The following is a 26924-nucleotide window of genomic DNA, read 5'->3' on the forward strand; positions in this document are numbered from 1 at the left end:
AAATGGAATATTTTAATAAAATCTTAATTTATTATATTGTGCAGATAGTTTGTATCTTATTTTAAGTTCTGTTAAAATATAGTAAATGATTTTTAAAGATTCGAAGGAGGGTAATATGAAATTTTTAAAAAGAATTATAGACTTAGTTAATAATAACTTTAGATTAAAGATAGGAATATGTATATTTCTACTAGTATCCTTAATTGGAGTCATTATTTCTGGGTCAATTTATTCGAATAACTTAAACAACAAAAATTTAGCTTTTCAAGTAGTTAAAAAGAAAGAACTTAATGAAAGCAGTAAAGTTAATAAAGCTATTGAAGAGGAAAATCTGAAGAAAAATAAATTAGATGAGATAATAAACAAGATAAGAGAATTAGATGAAAACATAGATTTAAGTATTAGTAATGGTAACATTGATGATGATATTATATATTACGAAAATTTGTATAATGAAGTATTAAAAAGTATAGAAGAAGAAAATGCAGCTGAATCTAATGAGTTCAGCGATACATATGAAGAATATGATGATTCAAGTTTAATTTCAGCCCCAGAAGAAACACCCATAGTTATACCAGAAAGTGAAGTAATAGAAACTCCAGAAGTGATTCCAGAGGAAAATCCTAATGAAAATACAGAAGGTGAAGTAGAAGAGCCTCCAACACCTGGGGAAGAAGAAAACTTTGGTGAAACACCAGAACAAAATCCAATTGAAAATCCAGTAGAAAAGCCTGAGCAAAAGCCGGATAGAGGTAATAGACATAATCCTTAGATAAATAAAATAATATTAAGAGTTGGATAGAATTTCAACTCTTATTTTTTATAAATAAAAAAACTTTTTAAATATACAATGCAAAATAAATGTTTCAATACATATTTATATTATAAATAAATTTATTATTTGGAGGGTCTTTCTATGAAAAGAATAATATATAGAGTACTATCTAGTATGTTATTACGGAAAGAGAGTATAGAAATTGATTTATCTTCAGCGAGTGAATTTCCATATGAAATAGAAGTTATAGCAGAAAATCTAGATATTCCATGGGCGATAGATATAAGTAAAGAAGGTAAAATATATTTTACTGAGAGGTCAGGTACGATTAAAATAATTGAAAATAGTAAACTTAACCTAGAACCATTAATTAAATTCACTTCACCTTTTGTAAATAGAGTGGAAGCAGGGTTACTTGGGATTGTATTAGATCCAAACCACTCAGAGAATAAATATATTTATGTAATGCATTCTTATTTAGAAGAAAATAAAATTTATAATAGAGTAGTTAGATTGATTGAAAGCGATAATAAAGCCAACATTGACAAAGTCATTTTAGATAAAATTCCAGGGGCAGAAACTCGTAATGGAGGACGCATAAAGATAGGAAAGGACAATAAATTATATATAGTAACAGGAGATGCTGGGAATTCTGCTTTAGCACAAGATGTTAATAGTTTGGCAGGAAAAGTATTAAGAATAGAATTAGATGGAAGTATTCCTAAAGATAATCCAATTAGCAACTCTTTAATTTATAGTTTAGGGCACAGAAATCCACAAGGTTTAACATGGAATCAAGATAATGTATTATATGAATCTGAGCATGGACAAACAGCTCATGACGAGATTAATATCATATTGCCAGGTACAAATTATGGGTGGCCAATAGTCCAAGGAGATGAAATTTCTAATAAAATTAAAGCACAAGGACCATTAATTAATAGTGGTAATATAACATGGGCACCATCAGGAATAGTGTTTTTAAATAAAGGACCTTGGAAAGGAAAGTTGTTAGTTTCTAATTTGCGTGGACAGCAGTTACTTGTTATATCATTAGACCAAGGGGGGACTGTTGTAAATAACATAGAATTATTATTAAAAAACAAATATGGAAGATTACGTGAAGTGATTGAAGGAGAAGATGGATCAATTTACATTACAACAAGTAATAAGGACGGAAGAGGTAATGTTAATATAGGGGATGATAAGATTATTAAATTAAGCCCGAGGTGAATATAGATAATGATGAAAATAAAAATGGATTTATCAGTAAGTTTAGGTACTTACTGATAAATCCATTTTTAATATACTTGGTGCCGGCAGAGGGAATCGAACCCTCACGGTTTCCCGCATGATTTTGAGTCATGTGCGTCTGCCAGTTCCGCCATGCCGACTGACTGCAAAAATTATTATATCAGAGCTGGATTAAAATAGCAAGTAAAAATTTTTAGAAAGAATTTAGTAATATTAAAAATATTTGCACTCATAGGCATAATAAAAAAATTGTTAAATATAATATACAATAATAATTAATATATAATATATATTATCAATTGATAAAAACAAAGAAAAGTGACATGTTTATTGATAAATATTAGATACTACAAGCGATTATATCTTTATATATCAAAAAAATATAAGTATTTTTAAATAATTGCTAAAATATGCATTGACAATGAATATATAATAAGGTATTATTTGTATAAATATAACAGCGAAGTTGAGTTTAAACTACTAATGATCTTGCATGATTAATGTGTTAAATCTCAATTTTCTTTTAATAATTTTAATCTATATATCTATATATACAAATGAATAGATTAATTAAAAATATGCAAAACAAATAAATAATATTCGCTGTTAGTAGAATAAGAAATTATTAAAAAGGAGGTTAATAACAGGGAATTATATAATAATTTTTAATACTTACTTAAATTATTTTAAAAGGAGAATGAAGAGGGGGCAATATTAATGAAAAAGAAAATGATATCTGTACTAACATTAGCTTTAACAGGAGTGTTAGTACTTGGTGGATGTAAGAAGGTAGAAACACCACCGACGACAACAACACCAGTAGATACAAGTAGTGCAGTAGAAGGATATATTCCAGCTGCTGATCCAAGTAAAAATCCAGTAACAGACAGAAAGGATACTTTAGTTGTTGGTATAGATGCACCAGAAGAAGTGTTTAATCCACTTTATGCAGAGTCAGCATATGATGTATATATAACAAATACTGTATTTGAAGGACTTCTAACAGTTGATGGAGCTGGTATGCCAGTAGAAGCTCTTGTTGAAAAGTATGAAATTTCAGATGATGGATTAAAATATACATTTACATTAAAGGATGGATTAAAGTTCTCTGATGGTTCACCTTTAACTACTGAAGATGTAGCTTTCACATATATAGTAGGCTCAGATGCAACTTATGATGGACCAACAGACTTTGTTAATTCAACAAAAATTAAAGGTGCAAAAGCATATAAAGAAGGTACAGCATCAACTATTGAAGGTATTAATATAATTGATGATAAGAATATAGAATTTACTTTAGAAGAAGTAAATGCAGATGCTATATATGATTTTACAGCAGGTATTTTATCTAAAGCTTATTATGGTAAGGATTATACACAAGGTAGCTTAGATTATATTAAAGGCTTCCATAAGACTCCACTTGGAGCAGGACAATATAAGTTAGTTAAAACAGTAGCTGGTCAAGAAGTTACTTTAGTAGCTAATGAAAACTATCATCTAGGAAAGCCAAATATACCAAATATAATTTATAAGGTTACTTCACAAGAAACAAGAATGCAAATGCTTACAACTGGTGAAATTGACATGGATATGGTAACAGTTAGCCAAGATAATGTTCAAGCTCTAAAGGATTCTCAATTCCTAGACTTGCACATATTCCCAACTAATGGATATGGATATATTGGATTTAACTTTACTAATCCTAAATTCCAAGATCAAAAAGTGAGACAAGCTTTAGCATATGGATTAAATAGAAAAGAAGTTGTTGATGCTGTTTATGCTGGTGGATTTGCGGATGTAATTAATGTACCACAATCAAAATTATCATGGGCTTACGCTGAAGGTGAAAATGATTATGAATACAATAAGGAAAAAGCTATTGAATTATTAGAAGAAGCTGGTTGGAAAGTTGGTTCTGATGGAATAAGAGAAAAAGATGGAGTTAAACTTGAAATTAAGTTTACTGCAAGTAGTCCAAATTCTGTTAATGATGCATTAATTCCAATTGCTCAAGCAAACTATAAGGAAATTGGAGTTAAGTTTGAAGCAGAACAAATGGAATTTAACGGAGTATTAGAAAAGGTTGATAATGGAAGTGTTGAAATGTACTTCATGGCTTGGGGATTAACGCCTGCAGCAGATTCTACTGGTGTATTTGGTACTGGTGGAGCTCAAAATAAAATTTCATACTCTAATGCTAAGGTTGATGAATTATTAGCTGCAGGAGTGAAAGAAACAGATATCGAAAAGAGAAAAGAAATTTATAAAGAATTATATAATGTTCTTAATGAAGATCTTCCATATATCTACTTATATCAAAGAAGAGATATGTGGGCTGTTAACTCAAGAGTTAAGGGATTTGAGAATGAAATAACTCCATATAAAGATTTCTGGCAAAGTCTTTATAAATTAACTTTAGAATAAATTTTACAAGTGCTTGGCCTATAATTAATTAGGCTAAGCACTATTAATTATAGAAAGGAGATAAAAATGATAACTTATATAGTTAGAAGATTTCTGCAAATGCTAGTAGTCTTATTTGGAGTGTCTATTATTGTATTTTTTATAATTGCAAAGGCTCCGGGAGATTATGTTAGTAGTAAAGCAAATGCAAATATGACAGAAGAGAAAAAACAAGAATTAAAAGAAAGTATGGGTCTAGATAAACCTGTAGTCACAAGATATATAACATGGATGAAAAACTCTGCAACTGGAAATTTAGGAGATTCATTAAAATTTAAGCAACCAGTTGTAAGTGTTATAAACACCTATGTGTGGAATTCATTTTTTCTAGCCTTAGCATCCTTAGTTGCTAGTATTTTAATTGCTGTTCCAATAGGAATTGTATCAGCGACTAAACAATACTCATTTGTAGATGGGTTTTTCACTGTTTTAGCACTAATTGGAATATCGCTTCCTTCGTTTTTCTTAGGACTTATGTTTATAAAATTATTAGCTTTTGATTTTAGGATTTTCCCTGTAGGTGGAATGACTACTACTGGAAGCTCAGCTACAGGAATTAAGTACTTTATGGATGTATTGTACCATATGGTTTTACCGTTTTTAGTGCTTACTGTATTACAAGTAGGATCTTTAATGAGATATACAAGAACAAGTATGTTAGAAGTTATACGACAAGATTATATTAGAACCGCAAGAGCAAAGGGATTAAAGGAATCTGTTGTTATATATAAACACGCTTTAAGAAACGCCTTAATTCCAATAGTTACAATACTTGGATTATCACTTCCAGGATTATTTACTGGAGCTATGATAACAGAAACAATTTTTGCTTGGCCTGGAATTGGTAAAATAGCTTTTGATGCTTTAAATGTTAGAGATTTTCCATTTTTAATGGCCTTCAATATGTTAGTTGCTATACTTACTTTACTTGGAAGTTTAATATCTGATATTACTTATGCTTTAGTAGATCCTAGAATAAGATTAAAGTAAGGAGGGAATGGTTATGAATACTAAATTAGAAAAAAATGAACTGAAAGAAGTTATTATAGATAAATCACAATCATTATCTCCATGGAAAATGGTTATTAGAAGACTTAGAAAAAATAAGTTAGCTATGGTTGGACTTGGAATATTAATTTTTATGGTATTATTTTCTTTTATTGGTCCATTATTTACACCATATACTGCTGACACAATGAATTTTGCTATGAAAAAGCAACCGCCTAGTGGATATTATTTGTTAGGAACTGATCTATTAGGGAGAGATATATTAACTAGACTTATGTATGCAGGAAGAATATCGCTTTTAGTTGGCTTTGTAGCTGTTATTATAGAGGTAATTATAGGTGGAGCACTAGGTGCCATTGCTGGATATTATGGTGGAAAAATTGATACTGTTATTATGAGAATAGTTGACATATTCTTATGCATACCATTTTTACCTATATTAATCATCTTAGGGGCTATAATGTCAGATTTAAATGTAAGCTCAGACGTAAGAATTTTTTATGTTATGTTAATTATTGGGCTTTTAGCGTGGCCAAGTATAGCTAGATTAGTTAGAGGCCAGATTTTATCACTAAGAGAACAAGAATTTATGCAAGCGGCACAAGCTTTAGGACTTAAGGATTCAAGACAAATTTTCAAACATTTAATTCCGAATGTCGTTCCACAAATTATAGTATCAGCAACTTTAAATATAGGTTCTGCTATAATGACAGAATCAGCATTAAGTTATTTGGGAATGGGAGTTGCACCTCCAGCAGCTTCATGGGGTAATATGATTCAATCTGTAAATAACTTTATTGATTTAATGCAAAGACCTTGGCTTTGGGTACCACCAGGAATATTTATCTTCTTAACTGTTATGGCTATCAATTTATTAGGTGATGGGCTAAGAGATGCACTTGATCCAAAACTAAAGAGGTAAGGAGGTTTAATTATGAATGATTTAATAGAGTTTAAAAATTTAAAAACGTATTTTTACACAGATGCTGGGACGGTAAAAGCAGTAAATGATGTTAGTTTCAAGATTAAAAAAGGTGAAGTAGTTTGTGTAGTTGGTGAATCAGGATGTGGGAAAAGTGTAACAGCTATGAGTTTAATGAGGTTAGTTGATTCCCCAGGTAAGATAGTTGATGGTGAAGTTCTTTATGAAGGAAAAGATTTACTAAAGCTATCTGATCATGAAATAAGAAGTATTAGAGGTAATGAAATATCTATGATATTCCAAGAGCCAATGACATCTTTAAATCCAGTATTTACTGTTGGTAAACAGATAATGGAATCAGTGATACTACATAGAAAAGTTAGCAAAAAGGAAGCTAGAAAAGTAGCAATTGAAATGATTTCTTTAGTAGGAATATCTGATGCTGAAAAAGTTGTAGATAGATATCCACATGAATTAAGCGGTGGAATGAGACAAAGAATAATGATAGCTATGGCATTAAGTTGTAATCCGAGACTATTGATAGCAGATGAACCAACAACAGCTCTAGATGTTACTATTCAAGCCCAAATATTAGATTTAATGAGAGATATAAAAACAAAAATAGATACGTCAATTTTATTAATAACTCACGATTTAGGAGTTGTTGCAGAGATGGCTGACTATGTTGTTGTAATGTATGCTGGAAAGGTAATAGAAGAAGGGCCTGTTAAGACTATATTTGCTAATCCTACTCATCCATATACAGTTGGCTTATTAAAATCTAAACCTATATTAAATGAATATAAAGAAAGATTATATTCAATTCCAGGGCAAGTACCAAGTCCAATAGGTATGCCTGATAATTGTTATTTTAGTGATAGATGTGAATTTTGCTTTGATAAGTGTAAAGTAGGTCAGCCTGAATTGAAATTTATAGAAAAAGGGCATAAAGTAGCATGCTTTAAGTACGAGGGGGAATAAGAATGAATGAAGAAATTTTAAGAGTTGAATCTCTAAAAAAGTATTTCCCTATTAAGGGTGGAATAATGCAAAAAAAAGTTGGGAATGTAAAAGCTGTTGATGGAGTAAGTTTTTCAATAAATAAAGGTGAAACTTTAGGTATTGTTGGTGAATCTGGATGTGGAAAAAGTACTACGGGTAGAGTGGTACTTAGACTTTTAGAGAAAACGGAAGGAAATGTATTTTATAAAGGTCAAGATATTCATGATTTAAAGAAAAATGATTTAAGAAAACTAAGAACTGATATGCAAATTGTCTTTCAGGATCCATATTCTTCTTTAAATCCTAGAATGTCAGTTGGTGAATCAATAGGAGAAGCACTTATTCATCATGGAATGGTTTCTAAAAATCATGCAAGAGATGTAGTGCTTGAAACTATGAAAATATGTGGACTAGCTGAATATCAAATAGATAGATACCCACATGAATTTTCAGGTGGTCAAAGACAAAGAATAGGGATTGCAAGAGCACTTGCCTTAAATCCATCTTTTATGGTTTTAGATGAACCTGTATCAGCTTTAGATGTATCTATTCAAGCTCAAATTATAAATCTTTTATCTGATTTACAAGAAAAGAAGGATTTAACTTATATGTTTATCTCTCATGATTTAGGAGTAGTTGAACATTTAAGTACATCTGTTGGAGTAATGTATCTTGGTAATTTAGTAGAAAAGGCACCTAAGGCAGAAATATATAAGAATCCATTACATCCATACACAAAAGCACTTTTCTCTGCTATACCACTACCAGATCCAACAGTTAAAAGAAATAGAATTATATTGACGGGTGATATTCCAAGTCCATCAAATCCACCAAAGGGATGCAAATTCCACACAAGATGTCCATATGCAGAAAAAAGATGTATGGAGATAGAACCAGAATACAAAAATGTTGGTGGAGATCATTTTGTAGCATGTCACTTGGTTTAAAGTGAGGGGAAATAATGTTTAAAATAAATAATGAAAAAAAGAATAATAGAAGAGAAATTAAAAAATATGATAGTGAAAGATTTAATGATAAACCTAAATTTAAAGAATTGGTATCTATAATGTTTTCACAATATATTATTATTTTTCCAATAGTATTTGGGGTTATGATAATATTTATGGTATTTGCTAAATTACTCTTATTTATTTGGGGAGTATAAAACAAACAGTATATATAACCTTTTAAAGAAATAAATAATATCATTTATTGAAATAATAACTTACCTATGGTATAATAAGTCCAAGGTGGAGAAAAATAATATTATTAATAATAATGAGGTATATTAATATGAATGATAGAATCAAGACTTGGATTTATATTATTTGTTCTATATTAGTAATTGGGATTGTTGGTTATTTAGCCCTTAATCTTTTAATTTTCCTAATTCCAGTACTAATAGTTATATTTATAATTTTTAAAATTAAGGGATATATAGATGGTAAAAAAAGGACTAAATCAGCAAATAACTCTACATATCAGTATAAATCATATAATGACAATAAGGTAGAGAGTATTGATAATTCTAATAGTGAAGTTATTGACGTAGATTATGAGGATGTAGATAAATAAAATTGAGTAGAAACTCAGCCTTTGCTGAGTTTTTATAATGTTTAAAAGAGGGAAAAATGAATTTTAGAAAACTTAGAATATTTTATGAAACTGCAACACATTTAAATATGACCAAGGTTGCAAAAGAAATGTACATAAGTCAACCATCAATAAGTCAAAGTATAAATGAATTAGAATCAGAATTAGAAGTGAAATTATTTGATAGAATAGGCAAAAAGATATATTTAACACATGAAGGAGAAGTTTTTTTAAATTATACTAGAAGAATACTAAATTTATATGAAGAAAGTGTAAAGACTATTAGAGATATAAATCTAAATCTGAAAGGAAAGTTAATAATAGGTGCAAGCACGACTATAGGAATATATATACTTCCTGAAATAATAAGAGAGTATTCTAGTGAATTTAAAGATATCGAAATATCTCTAATAATTGGGAATACCAAGCATATTGAAAAGTTAATCTTAGAAAATAAAGTTGACTTCGCATTTGTTGAGGGTGATATTAATTCAGAAGAAATATCGAAAGAAGCTATATGGAGAGATGAGCTGGTATTTATTTGTGGAGAAGAAAATAATCTTAGGCAGTATAAAGAGATTTCAGGAAAAGAGCTTGAAAAACAAAAGCTTATTATGAGAGAAGAAGGAAGCGGTACAAGAGAGCATACAGAAATGTTTCTTAAGAAAAATAATATAAAATTTAATACTTTTTTAGAATTAGGTAGCACCGAAGCAATTAAAAAAACTGTTGAAGCAAACTTAGGTGTAGGATGTCTTTCGTATAGAGTTGTTAGAGATAAAATTAAAAGTAAAGAACTATATATGTTTAGATTAAATGAAGGAAAAATAGAAAGAGATTTATTTTTGATCTTACATAGTGATAAGTTTATTTCTAATAATATGAAAACGTTTATTGAATATTCAAAGAAACATATATAAGTAAATAGTTATTATAATAATAAAATATTAATATTTTTATTTTATGTAAATAACACATATAATTAATTTCAGGTATATAAAACGAATAGATATTGAGGTGTTTAATTTGAATAAAATAAAGCATATATTACCTGGTATTATTATTTGTATAATTATTGGAATAGCATCAGAAATTCTAGGAAAAAAGTTTACAACAGTAGGTGCAGCAAGCTTTGCAATATTTATAGGAATATTTGCAGGAAATACTTTGTTTAAAAATAAAAAGTATAATGAAGGAACTAAGTTTGCAGAAAAGGATCTTTTAAATTATGCAATAGTATTAATGGGAGCAAATATTAATTTAAGTGAAATTTTATCATTAGGATTTGGTGGACTTATTTTTATTGTTTTACAAATGACAATCACTATACTATTAACCTATTGGCTAGGAAGAAAGTTAATGTTTAATAAGGAGTATTGTTTACTTATGGCATCAGGTAATGCAGTTTGTGGATCTTCTGCAATAGGAGCAACAGCTCCTGTAATTAATGCAAAGGATTCTGATAAGGGCATTGCCATAACTATAGTAAATGTTATTGGAGCAATACTTATGATACTATTACCAACAATAACTTTAAAACTATATAATCATGAAGTTTTACAAACATCTGCCATGATGGGGGGAATACTTCAATCTGTTGGGCAAGTTATAGGATCAGCAAAATTTGTTTCTGATGATGTAGTAAAATTAGCTACTGTATTTAAAATAATAAGAATAGTAATGCTTGTTGCTGTAGTTTTAGTATATGAAAAAATAAATATAAACAATAATGAAAAAGAAAAGGAAAATATTAATTATATAAAAAATCAGAAAAAAAGGAAAATAAATATTCCATGGTTCATAACTGGATTTTTTATAATGTGTTTACTATATACAATTGGAATTATCCCACAATCAATTTCTAAAATTTTTAAATGGATAAGCGGGAATTTTGAAATAATAGCTCTTGCTGGGATTGGAATGAGAGTTAAAATTTCAGATTTAATAAAAGAAGGTCCTAGAGCTATATTATATGGGGGAGCAGTTGGAGTTAGTCAAGTAATTCTTGTAATAATTCTTATTAGCATTTTCTTTTAGAATAAATTAATATTATAATGTACATTTAAAAATAAAGCAGACAACATCGTTGCATGCTTTATTTTTATTGGTTTCAATTAAGTTATAAGTGCTATAATACAACAGTTTCAAATATAAAAGATATTTGTAAAAGATTATCTTATAATGTATAATTGACTTATTAAAAATTTAGATAGGGGGCTAATAATGGAAAAGATTAAAATGATAAATCCTTTAGTTGAAATGGATGGAGATGAAATGACAAGAATCTTATGGGGCATTATTAAAGATGAATTGTTATATCCTTTCATTGACTTAAAAACAGAATATTATGATTTGGGATTAGAACATAGAAATGAAACCAATGATGAAGTTACTGTTTTAGCAGCAGAAGCTATAAAGAAATATGGAGTAGGAGTAAAATGTGCAACTATAACTCCAAATTCTGCAAGAGTAAAAGAATATAATTTAAAGGAAATGTGGAAAAGTCCAAATGGAACTATAAGGTCTATTTTAGATGGAACAGTATTTAGAGCACCTATTATAGTTAACTCTATTAAACCTTATGTTAGAAATTGGGAAAAACCGATAACAATAGCTAGACATGCTTATGGTGATGTGTATAAGGATGTTGAAATGAAAATAGAAGACAAAGGTAAGGTTGAACTTGTTTTTACAAATGAATGTGGAGAAGAGAAGAGAGAGTTAATTCATAATTTCAATGGTGATGGAGTGGTTTTAGGTATGCATAACCTAAATAAATCAATTGAAAGCTTTGCTAGAAGTTGTTTTAACTTTGCATTAGATACAAAGCAAGATTTATGGTTTGCAACTAAGGATACTATCTCAAAAAAATATGATCATACATTTAAGGATATTTTCCAAGATATATTTGATAAAGAATATAAAGAAGAATTTGAAAAGATTAATATAGAATATTTTTATACATTAATTGATGATGCTATAGCTAGAGTGATAAAATCCAAAGGTGGATATATATGGGCTTGCAAAAATTATGATGGTGATGTAATGAGTGATATGATAGCTACAGCATTTGGATCTTTAGCAATGATGACTTCTGTTCTAGTATCACCAGAAGGATATTATGAGTACGAAGCTGCACATGGTACAGTTCAAAGACATTATTATAATCATTTAGAAGGTAAAGAAACTTCAACTAATTCTATCGCAACTATATTTGCCTGGTCAGGAGCTTTAAGAAAACGAGGAGAATTAGATAAGAATAATGAATTGATTAATTTTGCTAATAATTTAGAAAAAGCCTCTATACAAACAATAGAAGAAGGTTGTATGACTAAAGATTTAGCAATATTATCTGAATTAGATAATATTAAAGTTGCTAAATCTGCTGAATTTATAAAAGCAATAAGAGAAAGATTAGAAAATTTTTATAAAAATAAATAATATTTATATAATTTATCTAGATTTTCTATTTATTACTTAGAATAAAAACACCTTAATATTTTAAAAATATATGAGATAGGAGGTGTTTTTATGAGTCATAAAAATAATAAGAATTCAAAACAAAACAAGAAAGCTGGACAAAAGACTAAAGCAGAATTGAAAAAGATGAAGGTAGAAACAGCTGATGAAGTTGGTTATTCAAAAGAATCTAGAAAATTAGGAAAAAATAAGCCAAGAAGTGAAGATAATTAGTTAAAAATATTATCTTTATTGTACAAGGAGATAAATGTTATATTACAGTGACTTAGAGAGAATCTAAGGTCGTAATAAATATAATATTTAACTCCTTTTTTATTATCCAGTAGTTTATAAAAAATAGTATCCTATGAATAACTTTCATAATTCCGAAGCATGAGGAATTATTTCCTTTAGTTTTGGAGTTCACATATGTAATTTTGCGGTGACTTGGAGCGAAGCGACGGAACAAGCAAAAATATATATGTGAACTTTTTTATAGATATTTTATATTAAAAATGCAATAATATTATTATAAGTTTTGGTAGGGGGTATTTTGAGTGAAGCAATATAATATTAATACTATAGTAAATTATCCATTAGAAAGAGTATTTAAAGTATTTATAGATTTAAATAAAAGAGAAATTCCAAAGTTTAATGATAAGAACCCAGTTGGCTGCAGTAATAAAAGAGCATTAAAGTATGTAGGAAAGCAAAAGATAGAGATGGTTACAACGGTAACTGGCTATGAAAAAAATAAGTTATATGAAGTAACAAATTCAATTAATGAAGATAATTATATATCAAAGTATATTTTCACTAAAATTGATGATAAATCAACAGAAATATCATTAAGTGAAGGTCAGGTAGTGAAGGGATTTACATCTCAAATTACTATATTAATTCAAAGATTTAGTGTTAAAAAGAAATTAAAAAATAAGATTAATAACTTAAAAGAAGTATTGGGAAAAGAACTGGAAAGAAGAGATGGAGGAATTAAAAATACCCAAGAAATAAATGATTAAAAGAGGAATAAAATCCTTAAATAATTCTACATTTTTAATTAGGGAGCTGCTTATACAGCTCCCTTTAAATTAATTAAAATGCCCAATTACCGTCAGAAAATATCTTAACTTCCTTATTTTCAGAAGTAAGGCCTGTAATATCTAAATCCTTTGTACCTATCATAAAGTCAACATGGATAATTGAATCATTGGCACCTTTACTTATTAATTCTTCTGAAGTTAAATTATCACCATTGACTATACAAGTTGGATATGCCTTTCCAAAAGCTAGGTGACAAGCTGCATTTTCATCAAACAAAGTATTATAGAATATTATGTTTGAATTAGATATAGGTGAATCATAAGGCACTAAAGCAACTTCACCAAGATATTTTGATCCTTCATCACTTTCTAATAATTCTTTTAAGGTATCATATCCTTCTTCTGCTTTATAATCAATTACCTTACCATCTTTGAAAGTTAATGAGAAGTTATTTATTAAATTACCACCATAACTTAGAGGTTTAGATGATGTGACAGTACCATTAACTCCATTTCTCTTTGGTAATGTAAATACTTCTTCAGTAGGCATATTAGCATTAAATTCTATTCCAGAATTACATTTTTCTGCACCACCAAGCCATATATGTTCTTCAGGGAGTTCAATAGTTAAATCTGTCCCTTGAGAATTTGTGTAATGTAATTTTTTGAATTTATGGTTATTTAAAAAATCTAAATTTTTATTTATGTTTTCATTATGTTCATCCCAAGCTTTGATAGGATCATCATTCTTTAATCTTACAACATCAAAAATTACATCCCATAATTTATCTACAGCTTCCTTAGAATTTGAATCTTTAAATACTTTTGTTGCCCAAGCTTCAGTTGGAACTGATACTACTGTCCAACGGATTTTATTAGACATAGAATAATCGTAGTATTCTTTTAAAGCTAATTGCCTACTTTTTTGAAATGCTGATATTTTTTCCATAGGGATTCCTTTAAAAGCATCTGGATCAGATGCAGAAATAGAAATAACACAACATCCTTCTCTTGCGTAAGAATTATAAGATTCAGATACCCAGTTTGGTACATTTTTTAGAGTTTCAATAGATGCATTCTCTAGCTTAAGTCTTTGTATGTTTTGATCACCATAATGAACAACAACTTCTTTTGCACCTTCTTCATAACCTACTTTAGCAATAGCTCTTGCAAAATCAACACATTCAATAGGAGAATTTACTAATAGAACTTGATCTTTTTGTAAGTTAACTCCTTTTTTTACTGCTAATTTAGCGTATTTTTCTAACATTTCTGTCATATCCATTAAAATCACCTCAATTTTATAATATATATAATCCATATTAATTATTCTTACATAATATAGCAAATTAGTCTAGTTAAAATAAATAAGTATAAATTTTCTTGTGTATAATAATAATTATTAATATAATATATATTGCTATAAACGAAGGGAAATAAGAGGTGAAATTTAATGTTTAATTTATTAAATACACTAGTAGAGAAAAATAGAATATATGGAAAAGAAGGAAAGGTTGCATCTTATATACCTGCATTGTCAAAGGCCGATAAAGATGAACTTGGAATATATGTTATAGATTCAAAAGGAAATGAATATTATTCAGGAGACTATGATAAAAAGTTTACAATGCAAAGTATTTCTAAGATAGTTTCTTTGATTTTAGCTATTAGAGATAATGGAAGATACAATGTGTTTAAAAAAGTAGATGTAGAGCCTACAGGTATGGGTTTCAACTCTATAGTTAATTTAGAAGCTAGTGACAGTGGAAAACCATATAATCCAATGATTAATGCTGGTGCTATAGTTACAACTTCATTAATAGATGGTAAGAATGTAGAGGAAAAATTGGAAAAGATATTAGATTTTATGAGAGCTGTCACTAACAATAATCATATAGATGTAAATGAAGAGGTATACTTATCAGAAAAAGAAACAGGTAATAGAAATAGAGCATTAGCTTATTTTATGAAAAGTACTGGTGTCTTAGAAGGAAATGTAGAAGAAGTTTTAGACCTATACTTTAAACAATGCTCCATAGAATTAACTGCTAAAGATTTAGCAAGATTTGGAGCGGTATTAGCAAATGATGGTGTAATACCTTGGACAAATGAAAAGATAGTTCCTAAGGAAGTATGCAGAATAGTAAAAACTATTATGGTAACTTGTGGTATGTATGATGCGTCAGGTGAATTTGCTGTAAATGTTGGGATTCCAGCGAAATCAGGAGTAGGAGGAGGAATACTAGCGACTGTACCAAGAAAATATGGAATAGGGATATATGGACCTGCATTAGATGAAAAAGGAAATAGTATAGCAGGACTTGAATTAATTAAAGATTTATCTATTGAGTTAGATTTAAGTATTTTTTAATTCATATATTAATTAAAATGTAATGATTTATAAACTTTTTAATAGTATAATTTATATAAAAATAGCTTTAAGGAATTAATTCCTTAACTTGGAGGAAAAAATGGAGAGATTATTAATATTAGATTCAAATTCCCTTTTAAATAGAGCATTCTATGCAATTCCAGAGCTTACAACTTCTGAAGGGATTCATACAAATGCAGTATATGGTTTTGTAAATATGCTATTCAAAATGAAAGGGGAATTAAAACCAGATTATATAGTAGCAGCTTTTGATAAGAAAGGTCCTACATTTAGACATAATGAATATGTGGACTATAAGGCTGGTAGAAAAAAAATGCCACCAGAACTTGCAGAACAGTTTCCAATAATAAAGGAATTGCTTGATTTGTTATCAATAACTATATATGAATTAGATGGTTTTGAAGCGGATGATATTATTGGATCTTTAGCTAAATATGCTGAAAAAAATAATATAGAAGTGTTTATAGTTACTGGAGATAAAGATGCTCTTCAATTGGCTTCAGATAATATAAATGTTGTTATAACTAAGAAGGGTGTAAGTGAAACAGCAACATATAATAATAAAAGTTTTATTGAAGAATTTGGAGTAACACCTACTCAATTTATTGATGTAAAAGGACTAATGGGAGATAAATCAGATAATATTCCTGGAGTGCCTGGGATAGGAGAAAAAACCGCTTATAAGTTAATTCAAACTTATGGTTCTATTGAGGAAGTATTAAATAATATAGATAATATTAGTGGTAAAAAATTAAAAGACAATTTAGAAACATACAAAGAGCAAGCTATTTTTAGTAAAAAATTAGCTACAATAGTGACTGAAGTTCCAATAGATTTTGATCTAGAAGATATAAAAAGTCAAGAATCATATAATAAAGAAGGTCTTAAAAAGATGTTCTTTAAGTTACAGATGAAAACTATGTTAGATAAGCTTCCAAAAACTGAGGATGATGAAGAACAAATTAATGATAGTGTAGATATAAAATATATAAAAACTTCAAATGAATTCTTAGATATGTCGAATTCTTTAAAAGATACTATTTATATTTCTTATGATGTAAATAATAGTGAAAAATACTCAGAAATAACTTTGGATAATATTTATATTTCATGTGATAATGAAACATACTTTATTAAGTTTAATGAAATTAGTAAAGAAGATAAAAGGTCAGCTGATTTAGCTCTAAAGAATATTATGGAGAATAGCAAATTAAAAAAAGTTATTCATGATGGGAAAGCTTTAATTACAATATTAAATAAATTAGGAATATTAATTAATGGCTTCGAATTTGATACGGCAATAGCAGCATATTTAATTAATTCTGCAAGAAATTCATATGATATATTATCTTTAATAAATGAATATCTAGGGGAAGATGTTAAGGGAAATCAAGATGAAATAAATTTTAGAGTAAGCTGCAAGCTAAAGGATATTTATAATATACTTGAAAATAAAATTAGAGAAGAGAATATGGAAGAATTATATTATAAGGTAGAACATCCTTTAATATCTGTATTATCTTCAATGGAGTCTTTAGGATTTAATGTAAATGAAGGAATGCTAGATGATTTAGCAGTTAAATTTAAAGAAGAGATAGAAAGAACTGAAAAGGAAATATTTGAGTTAGCGGAGGAAGAATTTAATATAAACTCACCAAAGCAATTAGGGAAAATTTTATTTGAAAAGCTTGATTTACCTGTTATAAAGAAAACTAAAACAGGATATTCAACTAATGCTGAAGTATTAGAAAAACTTCAGGATAAGCATGAGATAATACCTAAAATTACTTATTATAGACAAATAACAAAACTGAATTCTACTTATGTGGAAGGTTTAAAAAATGTTATTGATGTTGATGGAAAGATACATTCAACTTTTAATCAAACTGTAACTACAACTGGAAGATTATCTAGTACAGAACCTAATCTTCAAAATATTCCTATAAAATATGAGATGGGAAGGGAAATAAGAAAGGTATTTATACCTGATGAGCCAGGAGATATATTGTTATCATGTGATTACTCACAAATTGAGCTTAGAGTATTAGCAGAATTGTCTAAGGATCAAAAAATGATTGAAGCATTTAAAGATCATAGTGATATTCATAGAAAAACAGCATCAGAGGTGTTCAAGGTTCCAGTTGAAGAGGTAACACCATTAATGAGAAGTAGAGCAAAAGCAGTTAATTTTGGAATAGTATATGGTATTAGTGATTTTAGCCTTTCTCAAGATTTACACATAACTAAGAAGGAAGCTTCAGAATATATGGAAATATATTTTGATAGATATCCAAATATAAAAGGCTATTTGGATAGTTTAATAGAAGAAGCAAAAGAGCATGGATTTGTGCTTACTATATTGAATAGAAGAAGATTTATTCCTGAAATAAAATCCTCTAATAAAATAGTTAAAGCATTAGGAGAGAGAGTGTCAATGAATGCGCCTATTCAAGGAAGTGCTGCTGACATAATTAAATTAGCCATGGTGAATGTATATAATAAGTTAAAAGAACTTCAATTTGAAAGTAAAATAATTTTACAAGTTCACGACGAACTTATATTAAATGTTAAAGAAAATGAATTAGAACAAGTAAAAAGATTAGTTAAAGAAGAAATGGAAAATGTACTGGAAATGAATGTACCTTTAGAAGTTGATATAAATATTGGTAAGACATGGTATGAAGCGAAATAGGGGGCCTAGTAAAATGATAAAAATAGGGTTAACAGGAGGAATTGGTTCAGGAAAAAGTACCGTTTCAAAAATGTTAATAGAAAAGGGATTTAATGTTATTGATGCAGATAGTATATCAAAAGAAGTGTTAATTAAATACCCAGAAATAATAGATAAGATTAAAATAGAATTTGGAACAGGTTTTTTTGATTGGAGAGGTGAATTTAGAAGAAGGGAATTTGGAAATCATATATTTAGATTTCCAAAACAAAGAAAAAAGTATGAAGATATTATATTACCATATATTAAAAAAGAGATCTTTGATAGAATAGATAGTTATGAAAAAGATGGAGAAAGGATAGTAATACTTGATGCGCCTACTTTAATTGAAAATGACCTTCACACATTTATGGATTATATAATAGTGGTTTGGGTTGATAATAATACACAAATAATTAGATTGAAAAATAGAGATAGGTTATCTAGAGAGGAAGCTATCAATAGGATGAATGCTCAGATATCATTAGATAAGAAAAGAGATTATGCACATATAATTATAGATAATAATGGTGACTTATTAAAAACTAAGGGGCAAGTAGATAAGGTAATGGATTTTTTAAATGTAATAAATTAGTAAGGAGAAGAGAATGAAATTTAAGCGTATATTAACTATTTTAATTGCAATACTTATAGCTTATTATGGATTTTTATTTGCAATGAAAAAGTATGTTTATCCTTACAAGTATGCTGAATATGTAAATAAATATAGTGAGGAATATGAATTGGATCCGTATCTTGTTTTAGCGGTAATTAAAACAGAAAGTAATTTTGACACAACAGCAGTTTCTAAAAAAGATGCAAAGGGATTGATGCAGATAATGGATACAACATCAGAATGGGCAGCTGAGGAGTTAGAAATAAATTATTTCATTCCATCAATGATGTTTGATCCAGAGTTAAATATTAAGATGGGTTGTTGGTATATTAATAATTTAGAAAATGAATTTGATGAAAAGTTAGATTTAGTTCTAGCAGCATATAATGGTGGTAGTGGAAATGTAAATAAGTGGCTAAGTTATGAAGAATATTCTAAGGATGGTGAAAACTTAGACTATATTCCTTTTCCAGAAACTAAGAAGTATGTAGATAAAGTAAAGGCAAATTATAATATTTATAAATACTTATATGATAAATAGATTAAATAAAGCACAGCTTATAGCTGTGCTTTATTTAATATTAATTGAATATAGCAGTAATCCACTCATTACTTTGATATTTTTCTATTAAATTAAATCCATGGCTCTCAATGATTGATCTTACTTTATCAAAACTCCATTCTACAAGACCTGAAACCAATAGATTACCATTAGGTGATAAATGTTCTTTGATGAAATTCATAAATAACTCAGTTTCTTCTCCACCAATATTAATATATATCCAATCAAAATTATCTTCAATTTTAACTTCATCAGTTAATGCATTACCTATAACAGTTTCAATATTATAAAGACCATTAATAGATGCATTAAATTCTACTTCTTCTCTTACATCCCTAATATCTAAAGCTGTTACTTTTGATGCACCGATGATACCAGAAGCAATAGATAAAATTCCTGAACCAGTTCCTATATCTAAGACTTTTTTATCATATAAATCTATTTTAGTTAAAATTATATTTAATAAGTCTTGAGTTGTTTCATGTAATCCTGTGCCAAAAGCACCTTGTGAAATAAAAGATATTTTATTAATATTTTTATCACATATATCTTCATTAGGGGAGGCAAGGACCCAATTTTCATTTATTTTAATTGTTGGAAAGTCATAAGTTCCATAATTATAATTAATTTCTTCAACTGAAATGCATTCACTATGTATTAATGAAGTCACTTTATCTTTAAATAAATTCAAAGCTTCTATTTCTTCATCATATGCGATTTTAATATCTATTGAATCAACTTCCTTTTCCAAATATCCATAACCATACTCATCTGTTATGATTTCTAAAGGACTTTCATAAAAAACATTATATATTTCATTAATTTGTAATAGTTCTATTATTTCATCTAAATTTTTAAATTTAACATTATAAGTTAATATATACATATCGCATCCCCCGATTGTTTCATTGTAACATTATTGAGTATAGATAGATTTTTACTTTATGTCAAGAAAGTAGTTAGAAGTTTATTGATTTAAGAATATCAATAATTATGTAAATGCAAGTAGTATTTACCTTTATTTAATTTTTTTCCTTTTCTTTTTTATAGAATAGCCAAAAGAACCTAAAGGCTTAGCATTTAAACCGTAATACTCACCGTGATTATAGCAAATCAAATTAGCTTTATTAAAGCAAATTTTCCCCTTTTCATCAATTAAATCTTCATTAACCTTAACATTAAGTACTTCTAAAAGAAAAAGATCATGAGTTCCAAGAGGAGTAATACTTTTTACCTTACATTCAAGAGCAACAGGTGCTAAATCTATTGAAGGAGTACTTATGGAAACACCTTCAGATAATTTATAGCCAAAATGTTTAATTTTATCAATTTTTCTTCCAGAAGTAACACCACAGTAATCAACAAATTTAACCATATCTTTTGAAGGTAAATTAATAACACATTCGCCACTTTCCTTAATATAATCATAAGAAAGACGTTCTGGTCTTACACCCATTGCTAATATTGGTTCTTTAGTACAAACAGTACTAATCCAACCTACTGTAAAAGCATTTACTTTATCTTCGGTATTCTTACTAGTAACTATTACAACAGGAGTTGGATTTAACATAACGCTGCCTTTAAAATTTTGTTTTTTCATAATTAATCCTTTCTTTAATAGAAATTTTTATATTAGTATAAATATGTATTTTTATCTAACAAAGTTAAAGGTAGATTTAATAATTAAATCTACCTATTATTATTAATAATATCTTCTTCTACGATTTCTTTTACTTGAATTAATAATTCTAAATATGAAGAAAATTAATACTAATGCTATAACAATAATTAATAGTGATAGTAAATATAAAGGTAAGTTTGCTTTAAACAACTCCATAGCAGTAATTTTTATAGTTCCAGATACATCTTGTGAGTATCCAGGAGTAGAGTAAGTTAAAGTTACTTCTTTATTTCCACTTAATTTCCATGCATCTTTTATATCTCCATTATATGTAATTGTTGCATATTTATCATTAAAATCATTTTTATAGTACTGTACATCTTCATTAAGATATATAGGAGCAGTAATAGTTTTTTCAGTGCCAAAAAATCTAAAAGTCTTATAAGTTAAGTCGATAGTTCCAACTTCATCTCCAGATTTTTTGAATGTTTCTTTTTGAGCTGAATAACTATAATTAGCAACCTTTTCAGTATCTTCAAATACATTAAGTCCATTTGCGCCATATTCAGATTTAAGAACAACTGTAACTAATTCTCTGCCATCTTTTTCAAAGAATCCTACAAAACAATGTCCAGCTAGTTCTTCTGTTCCAGTTTTTCCACCTATATTGCCATATTGACCTAGGATTTTATTTCTGGATTCTATTTCTATTGGATAACCTGATAAACTTATTGAGGTTTTTTTATTCTTAGGCGAAATAGTATCTCTAATCCAGTCATTATTATAAGCAGCAATACCTATCTTAGCTAAATCATAAGCAGTAGTTTGATTTATGTTAGTATTATTAGGATTTAAAGGATCTATCTCGAGACCTGACGGATTTTCAAAATGAGTGTCTTTTAAACCTAATTCATTAGCTTTTTCATTCATCATATTTATGAAATTATCAACAGTTCCCCCGACAGATTCAGCCATTAAATATGCAGCGTCATTAGCAGAAAATATTAAAACAGCTTTCATAGTATCTTCAGCAGAAATCTTGTCACCTGACTTTAAAGATACATAGTTATTTAAAGAAGTCTCAGTTACTTTTAATGATGTATCAGAAAAAGTTAACATGTCTGTCTTATTCTTGTTTTCTGCAAATAATAGAGCAGTCATTAATTTTGTAGTACTTGCAGGAGAAAGTTTTACATCCGCATTCTTAGAATAAATTACCTCTCCTGTATTTATGTCCATAGTTATTGATGATTCACCAATAATTTCTGGTGTTTGAATATTTACTTCTTGTGCACTAACGTTATTAGCAAAAGGAGCTAATATTGAAACTGAAAGAGCAAGTGCTAGCGCTTTAAATAAGTTTTTTACTTTCAAGTTCTTCTCCCCATTTCTTAAGATTTTTAGATATTATGTATACTTACTTTACACACTGTTTAAAGTATACCATCTACCATCAATAATAACAATAATTAAAAAGGTTGTTAAGTAGTTTAGACTACATATAATATAATCTTAATAATTAGCTATCTTAAAAGTAATATAAATGATATAGATTAATTACCTAAATATAGGTTATATATTAGTAGGAGTATTATTTAAGTTTAATAATAATTATATCCTTATTTAGGATAAGTATGCATATAATGTAATGAATAAGAGGTAAGATTAATTTCTTACCTCTTATTCATTATCTAACTTATTTATTATTTAACTTATTTATTATTTTGTTTTTAGCTTTAAGTTCTAGCTCATCATCAAGTTTTTCTAATTTAATATCTCCATATTTTTTACTTAATGCGATATTTAAGAATCTATCAGCTAATTCAGGATTTTTAGATAAAAGTGAGCCATGGAAATAACTGCAATAAGTATTCTTATAAATACAACCCTCATAACCATCTTCACCATTATTTCCATATCCGTGTAAACACTTACCTAGTGGTTTTAATCCATTAATATAAGTTCTTCCTGAATGATTTTCAAATCCTACATAAGTTTCATCGAACTCTTCATTATATATTACAGTATTTCCGATAAAACGAGTATCGCCACCTTCAGTATATATATCTAAGATACCTAATCCTTCAATTTTTTCACCGTTTGGAGCAATATAATAATTGCCTAGAAGTTGATAACCACCACAAATAGCGATAACTAATTTTTCGTCTTCAATATATTTTTCTAGAGAGGGCTTTTTTATAGTTTTTAAATCATCGGAAACTATAGATTGTTCAAAATCTTGACCTCCACCAAAAAATAATATATCAGTATTTTCAGAATCAAATTCATCATTTAATGATATATTTATTAAGTTAACCTTTATTCCTCTTTCTTCAGCTCTATGTTTAAGTATTAATATATTACCAACATCTCCATATACATTAAGTAAGTCAGGATAAAGATGACAGATGTTCAATTCCATAGATAGGCCTCCTTTCTTACCAAAGCTTTTTGATATAGCCTTTTGAATATAAGTGTTTTCTATAATTTATCATAGCAGTATATGTAGCTAGAATATAAACTTTATTACTGCTGCTAGATTTGATTTTTTCTGTTAATGTATCGAAGCTTTCTTCTATAATAAATTTATCTTTATTTAATCCAGCTATTTTAAGTCTTACTGCCATATCGTAACATCTAATACCAGATATAAATACTTCATCTATATGTAGGGTATGAAGCTTTTCAAATTCAACATCCCAAATCCAAGATACATCAGTACCATCCGCATAATTATCATTTAATAGGAAGGCAGCAGAAAAATTATCTTTATTTAAGCAAAGAGTATCTAAAGCTTGATTATAGCCTGCTGGATTTTTTACTAAAATAATTTTTACGTCTTTTCCATCAATATTTAATGCTTCCTGTCTTCCAAAGCTTGAATCTTGGTTTTGTAATGATTTTTTAATAGCTTCATCATTAATATCAAGTTCTTTAGCTATAGAATATGCACATAATGCATTGTAGATATTGTAAACTCCTGATTGACTTATATTTACTTCTAAATCATTTATTTTAACTGTAGAACTATCTGGAGTAAGTTCTAGTATTTCACTTACAGCATATTTTAACCCAGCTCTTTTAAAGCCACAGCCTGTACAGTAAAAATCCCCTAAATGATTGTATGTAATATGATTATACTCATAAGGAGATTTGCAGAACTTGCAGAACTTAGCATCTGCATTAACATCAATATCTTTATTATCACTTATTTTTGCATTAAAGCCATAAAAGATAGTTTTATTAGGAAGTTCTAAGTTACCTAAAAGAGATTCATCACCGTTTAAAACTAGAGTAGTATCTGGAGAAAGATTAATTCCTTCTAAAATCTTAGAAAGAGTAGTGTACACTTCACCATATCTATCTAATTGATCTCTAAAAAGATTAGTTACTGTTATTATTTCTGGAGAAATATATTCAGTAATATATTTTAAATTTGCTTCATCTACTTCAATTATTGCATAGGAATCCTTAGTAGAATTAAAGAATTTGTAATTATCAATAAATGTTGTTACTATTCCAGGAAAAAGGTTAGCACCAGTATTATTTGTAATTACTTTTTTTCCACTTCCTTTTACAATGTTGTAGATCATACTAGTTGTAGTAGTTTTACCGTTAGTTCCTGTAACTAAAACTACTTTGTAGCCCTCTGATACTTTTTTTAGTATATTTTTATCTATTCTTAAGGCTACTTTTCCAGGGAAGGTAGTTCCCCCTTTTAGTATTGTTTTTGTAAGAAAAATTGTTAATTTTGAAGCTATAATGCTTATTATAGATTTAATACTAATATTATTCACCACCTTGTCATACTTATCCAATATTATTTACAATAATACTAAGATATAATCAAATAAAAAAGTATATTTTAAATTTTACAATGAATAGTATATCATAACTTCTTAAACTTAAAAATAAAGTTATGATAAGATTTTATTAATATTTAAAAGAAGGGAGAGAATTTTTTGGATAAATATATCTTTACTAATAGCGAAGGTTCTAATATATCATATTTAAAGTGGGGGAGTAATAAGAAACCAAAAGGTATAATTCAGTTAGTACATGGAATGTCAGAGTATATACAGAGATATGATTATTTTGCACAAAAATTAGTTGCTGATGGATATTTGGTTTATGGACATAATCACTGTGGACATGGTGATAGTAGTGAGAGTATTGATAAATTAGGGGATATAGAGGGGGAGAATAAGTTTTATACAATGCTAGAAGATATAAAAGTGTTAAATAGCATTATTAAGAAAGAAAATGAAGGTATGCCAATTATACTATTCGGACATAGCATGGGATCATTTTTAAGTCAAAGATATATACAAGAGTATGGGGAAACAATTGATGGATTAATTTTGTCTGGAAGCAATGGGAAACCAAAATTATTTACTAAAGCAGGGGTATTGGTCTGTAAATTTGAAATGATGTTAAAAGGGAAGGGAAATAGAAGTAAACTTATGGATAAGCTTTCTTTTGGAGGATTTAATTCTAGTGTAAAAAGTCCAAATACAGACTTTGATTGGCTATGTAGTGATGATAAAGAAGTTAATAAGTATATAGAGGATGATTTTTGTGGTTTCATTTATACAACAGAGTTTTATTTAGATTTAATTAATGGACTTTGGGATATATATAAACAAGAAAATTTAGATAAGATAAAGAAATTTAATATACCAATATTTATTTTTTCAGGAGATAGAGATCCTGTTGGATATATGGGGAAGGGAATTATAGATTTATATAATACTTATAATAGGATTGGAGTTAAGGAAGTGAATTACAAGTTATATAAAGGTTATAGGCATGAAATGTTAAATGAGTTTAATAAGGATGAAGTTATTTCTGATATAATATCATGGGTAAATAAATGTGATTTTTAAAGTGAACATAAATAGGTGTAAATATAGAAAATAGTATTACTTTTATTAATAAGTGGGTACTATTTTTCTTGTTTTATAATAAAAAATAAAATTAAAAATAAAATATTACTAATATATTCACATATAAAAGGAAATGATGTAAAATTATGTAGTAATTATATTAAGTGAGGGGAAAAAAGTGGATTATAATAATTTTAGAGAAAAAATTTATTATATGAATTTAAAAGATATGATACCATATCTTTTATCAACAGCAACTATTGCTATATTGTTTATTATATTTTCCTTTTTCAATAGAGACTTTATTTATGATTTACAGGCAATATGGGAATTTATAATTGTTATTATACTGCTTACTCTTTCTATTCATCTAAGAGGTATAACTAAAAGAGAAACATATGGAGTAATTCAAGTATTTTTGTTTATTAATTTTACTTTGGATATGATTTTTTTATCTCCTGAAGGGTATTTCAATGCAGTAAAAATAATATTTAGTTATAATATGTACCATAATTATATTTTTTCAAATCTTATTATTTTATTTTATATGATTGCTAAGTATAGAAAGTACGTAAATATAGATAAAAAAATATATTTAGAATATCTATTTTGGTTAGT

General features: G+C 27.9%; 26 protein-coding genes and 1 tRNA gene. 20 read left to right on the plus strand and 7 right to left on the minus strand.

Annotated features, from left to right (window positions below; genetic code table 11):
- Positions 1-115 precede the first annotated feature (115 nt).
- Both QK892_RS15820 and QK892_RS15825 read left to right on the plus strand, forming a co-directional pair.
- Positions 116-772 (plus strand): hypothetical protein, encoded by a 657-nt coding sequence (locus QK892_RS15820; protein ID WP_317274521.1) that lies wholly within the window; start codon positions 116-118, stop codon positions 770-772.
- Positions 773-916: 144 nt separating this feature from the next.
- The gene (locus QK892_RS15825) at positions 917-2008 is read left to right on the plus strand and encodes a PQQ-dependent sugar dehydrogenase (RefSeq protein WP_317274522.1); all 1092 of its coding nucleotides are present in this window, start codon (positions 917-919) and stop codon (positions 2006-2008) included.
- Between the two features lie 78 nt (positions 2009-2086).
- Here the strand turns inward: QK892_RS15825 and QK892_RS15830 are convergent.
- Positions 2087-2169, minus strand: a tRNA-Leu gene (locus QK892_RS15830).
- A gap of 577 nt (positions 2170-2746) precedes the next feature.
- On the opposite strand from QK892_RS15830, the gene QK892_RS15835 reads away from it, so the two are divergent.
- From QK892_RS15835 to QK892_RS15890, 12 genes are all read left to right on the plus strand, one after another.
- Positions 2747-4453: an ABC transporter substrate-binding protein gene (locus tag QK892_RS15835; protein ID WP_317274523.1), complete on the plus strand. Its 1707-nt coding sequence runs from the start codon at positions 2747-2749 to the stop codon at positions 4451-4453.
- A 66-nt stretch (positions 4454-4519) separates the two neighbouring features.
- Positions 4520-5482, plus strand: coding sequence for an ABC transporter permease (locus QK892_RS15840; RefSeq protein WP_317274524.1), 963 nt, complete (start codon positions 4520-4522; stop codon positions 5480-5482).
- Between the two features lie 13 nt (positions 5483-5495).
- Entirely contained in the window at positions 5496-6422 is a 927-nt protein-coding gene (opp4C, locus tag QK892_RS15845) for an oligopeptide ABC transporter permease (protein WP_317274525.1), read from the plus strand.
- Positions 6423-6434: 12 nt separating this feature from the next.
- Positions 6435-7403: an ABC transporter ATP-binding protein gene (locus QK892_RS15850; protein WP_394855044.1), complete on the plus strand. Its 969-nt coding sequence runs from the start codon at positions 6435-6437 to the stop codon at positions 7401-7403.
- A gap of 2 nt (positions 7404-7405) precedes the next feature.
- Complete coding sequence (locus tag QK892_RS15855; protein ID WP_317274526.1) at positions 7406-8371, plus strand: ABC transporter ATP-binding protein; 966 nt, start codon at positions 7406-7408, stop codon at positions 8369-8371.
- A gap of 14 nt (positions 8372-8385) precedes the next feature.
- Positions 8386-8589: a hypothetical protein gene (locus QK892_RS15860; RefSeq protein ID WP_317274527.1), complete on the plus strand. Its 204-nt coding sequence runs from the start codon at positions 8386-8388 to the stop codon at positions 8587-8589.
- Between the two features lie 128 nt (positions 8590-8717).
- On the plus strand, positions 8718-8999 hold the full coding sequence (locus tag QK892_RS15865) for a hypothetical protein (RefSeq protein ID WP_317274528.1): 282 nt from the start codon (positions 8718-8720) through the stop codon (positions 8997-8999).
- Between the two features lie 56 nt (positions 9000-9055).
- A complete protein-coding gene (locus tag QK892_RS15870) occupies positions 9056-9937 on the plus strand; it encodes a LysR family transcriptional regulator (protein WP_317274529.1) in 882 nt (293 codons plus the stop codon).
- A gap of 106 nt (positions 9938-10043) precedes the next feature.
- Complete coding sequence (locus tag QK892_RS15875; protein WP_317274530.1) at positions 10044-11054, plus strand: YeiH family protein; 1011 nt, start codon at positions 10044-10046, stop codon at positions 11052-11054.
- 186 nt (positions 11055-11240) lie between these two features.
- Positions 11241-12458 carry an NADP-dependent isocitrate dehydrogenase gene (locus QK892_RS15880; RefSeq protein ID WP_317274531.1) on the plus strand — a complete coding sequence of 406 codons (1218 nt, stop codon included), beginning with the start codon at positions 11241-11243 and terminating at the stop codon, positions 12456-12458.
- 90 nt (positions 12459-12548) lie between these two features.
- Positions 12549-12710: a small, acid-soluble spore protein, alpha/beta type gene (locus QK892_RS15885; protein ID WP_317274532.1), complete on the plus strand. Its 162-nt coding sequence runs from the start codon at positions 12549-12551 to the stop codon at positions 12708-12710.
- Between the two features lie 323 nt (positions 12711-13033).
- The gene (locus tag QK892_RS15890) at positions 13034-13498 is read left to right on the plus strand and encodes a DUF3284 domain-containing protein (protein WP_317274533.1); all 465 of its coding nucleotides are present in this window, start codon (positions 13034-13036) and stop codon (positions 13496-13498) included.
- Between the two features lie 73 nt (positions 13499-13571).
- On the opposite strand, the gene QK892_RS15895 is transcribed toward QK892_RS15890, so the two are convergent.
- The gene (locus QK892_RS15895) at positions 13572-14804 is read right to left on the minus strand and encodes an aminopeptidase (protein WP_317274534.1); all 1233 of its coding nucleotides are present in this window, start codon (positions 14802-14804) and stop codon (positions 13572-13574) included.
- 168 nt (positions 14805-14972) lie between these two features.
- Here QK892_RS15895 and glsA point away from each other — a divergent pair, with 168 nt between their 5' ends.
- The 4 genes from glsA to QK892_RS15915 all read left to right on the plus strand — a co-directional run bounded on the left by glsA (position 14973) and on the right by QK892_RS15915 (position 19778).
- Positions 14973-15890, plus strand: coding sequence for a glutaminase A (gene glsA / locus QK892_RS15900; RefSeq protein WP_317274535.1), 918 nt, complete (start codon positions 14973-14975; stop codon positions 15888-15890).
- A gap of 100 nt (positions 15891-15990) precedes the next feature.
- Positions 15991-18603 (plus strand): DNA polymerase I, encoded by a 2613-nt coding sequence (gene polA / locus QK892_RS15905; protein WP_317274536.1) that lies wholly within the window; start codon positions 15991-15993, stop codon positions 18601-18603.
- 13 nt (positions 18604-18616) lie between these two features.
- Positions 18617-19216: a dephospho-CoA kinase gene (gene coaE / locus QK892_RS15910; protein WP_317274537.1), complete on the plus strand. Its 600-nt coding sequence runs from the start codon at positions 18617-18619 to the stop codon at positions 19214-19216.
- A 13-nt stretch (positions 19217-19229) separates the two neighbouring features.
- The gene (locus tag QK892_RS15915) at positions 19230-19778 is read left to right on the plus strand and encodes a lytic transglycosylase domain-containing protein (RefSeq protein WP_317274538.1); all 549 of its coding nucleotides are present in this window, start codon (positions 19230-19232) and stop codon (positions 19776-19778) included.
- A gap of 40 nt (positions 19779-19818) precedes the next feature.
- Here QK892_RS15915 and QK892_RS15920 read toward each other — a convergent pair whose 3' ends face one another.
- The 5 genes from QK892_RS15920 to QK892_RS15940 form a co-directional block, all read right to left on the minus strand.
- Positions 19819-20685, minus strand: coding sequence for a 50S ribosomal protein L11 methyltransferase (locus QK892_RS15920; protein ID WP_317274539.1), 867 nt, complete (start codon positions 20683-20685; stop codon positions 19819-19821).
- A gap of 132 nt (positions 20686-20817) precedes the next feature.
- Positions 20818-21399 carry a flavin reductase family protein gene (locus QK892_RS15925; RefSeq protein ID WP_317274540.1) on the minus strand — a complete coding sequence of 194 codons (582 nt, stop codon included), beginning with the start codon at positions 21397-21399 and terminating at the stop codon, positions 20818-20820.
- 102 nt (positions 21400-21501) lie between these two features.
- Positions 21502-22794, minus strand: a complete 1293-nt coding sequence (locus QK892_RS15930) for a D-alanyl-D-alanine carboxypeptidase family protein (protein WP_317274541.1) — start codon at positions 22792-22794, stop codon at positions 21502-21504.
- A gap of 322 nt (positions 22795-23116) precedes the next feature.
- Entirely contained in the window at positions 23117-23842 is a 726-nt protein-coding gene (locus tag QK892_RS15935) for a type 1 glutamine amidotransferase (protein ID WP_317274542.1), read from the minus strand.
- Between the two features lie 16 nt (positions 23843-23858).
- Positions 23859-25217: a Mur ligase family protein gene (locus QK892_RS15940; RefSeq protein WP_317274543.1), complete on the minus strand. Its 1359-nt coding sequence runs from the start codon at positions 25215-25217 to the stop codon at positions 23859-23861.
- A 165-nt stretch (positions 25218-25382) separates the two neighbouring features.
- On the opposite strand from QK892_RS15940, the gene QK892_RS15945 reads away from it, so the two are divergent.
- Together QK892_RS15945 and QK892_RS15950 are read left to right on the plus strand one after the other, a co-directional pair.
- Positions 25383-26306 (plus strand): alpha/beta fold hydrolase, encoded by a 924-nt coding sequence (locus QK892_RS15945; RefSeq protein ID WP_317274544.1) that lies wholly within the window; start codon positions 25383-25385, stop codon positions 26304-26306.
- A gap of 178 nt (positions 26307-26484) precedes the next feature.
- Positions 26485-26924, plus strand: a 440-nt coding sequence (locus tag QK892_RS15950; protein WP_317274545.1) for a hypothetical protein, incomplete at its 3' end; no start/stop codon positions are given.

This window comes from Clostridium lamae, assembly GCF_033043255.1.
In the GTDB taxonomy this organism is placed as follows: domain Bacteria; phylum Bacillota; class Clostridia; order Clostridiales; family Clostridiaceae; genus Clostridium; species Clostridium lamae.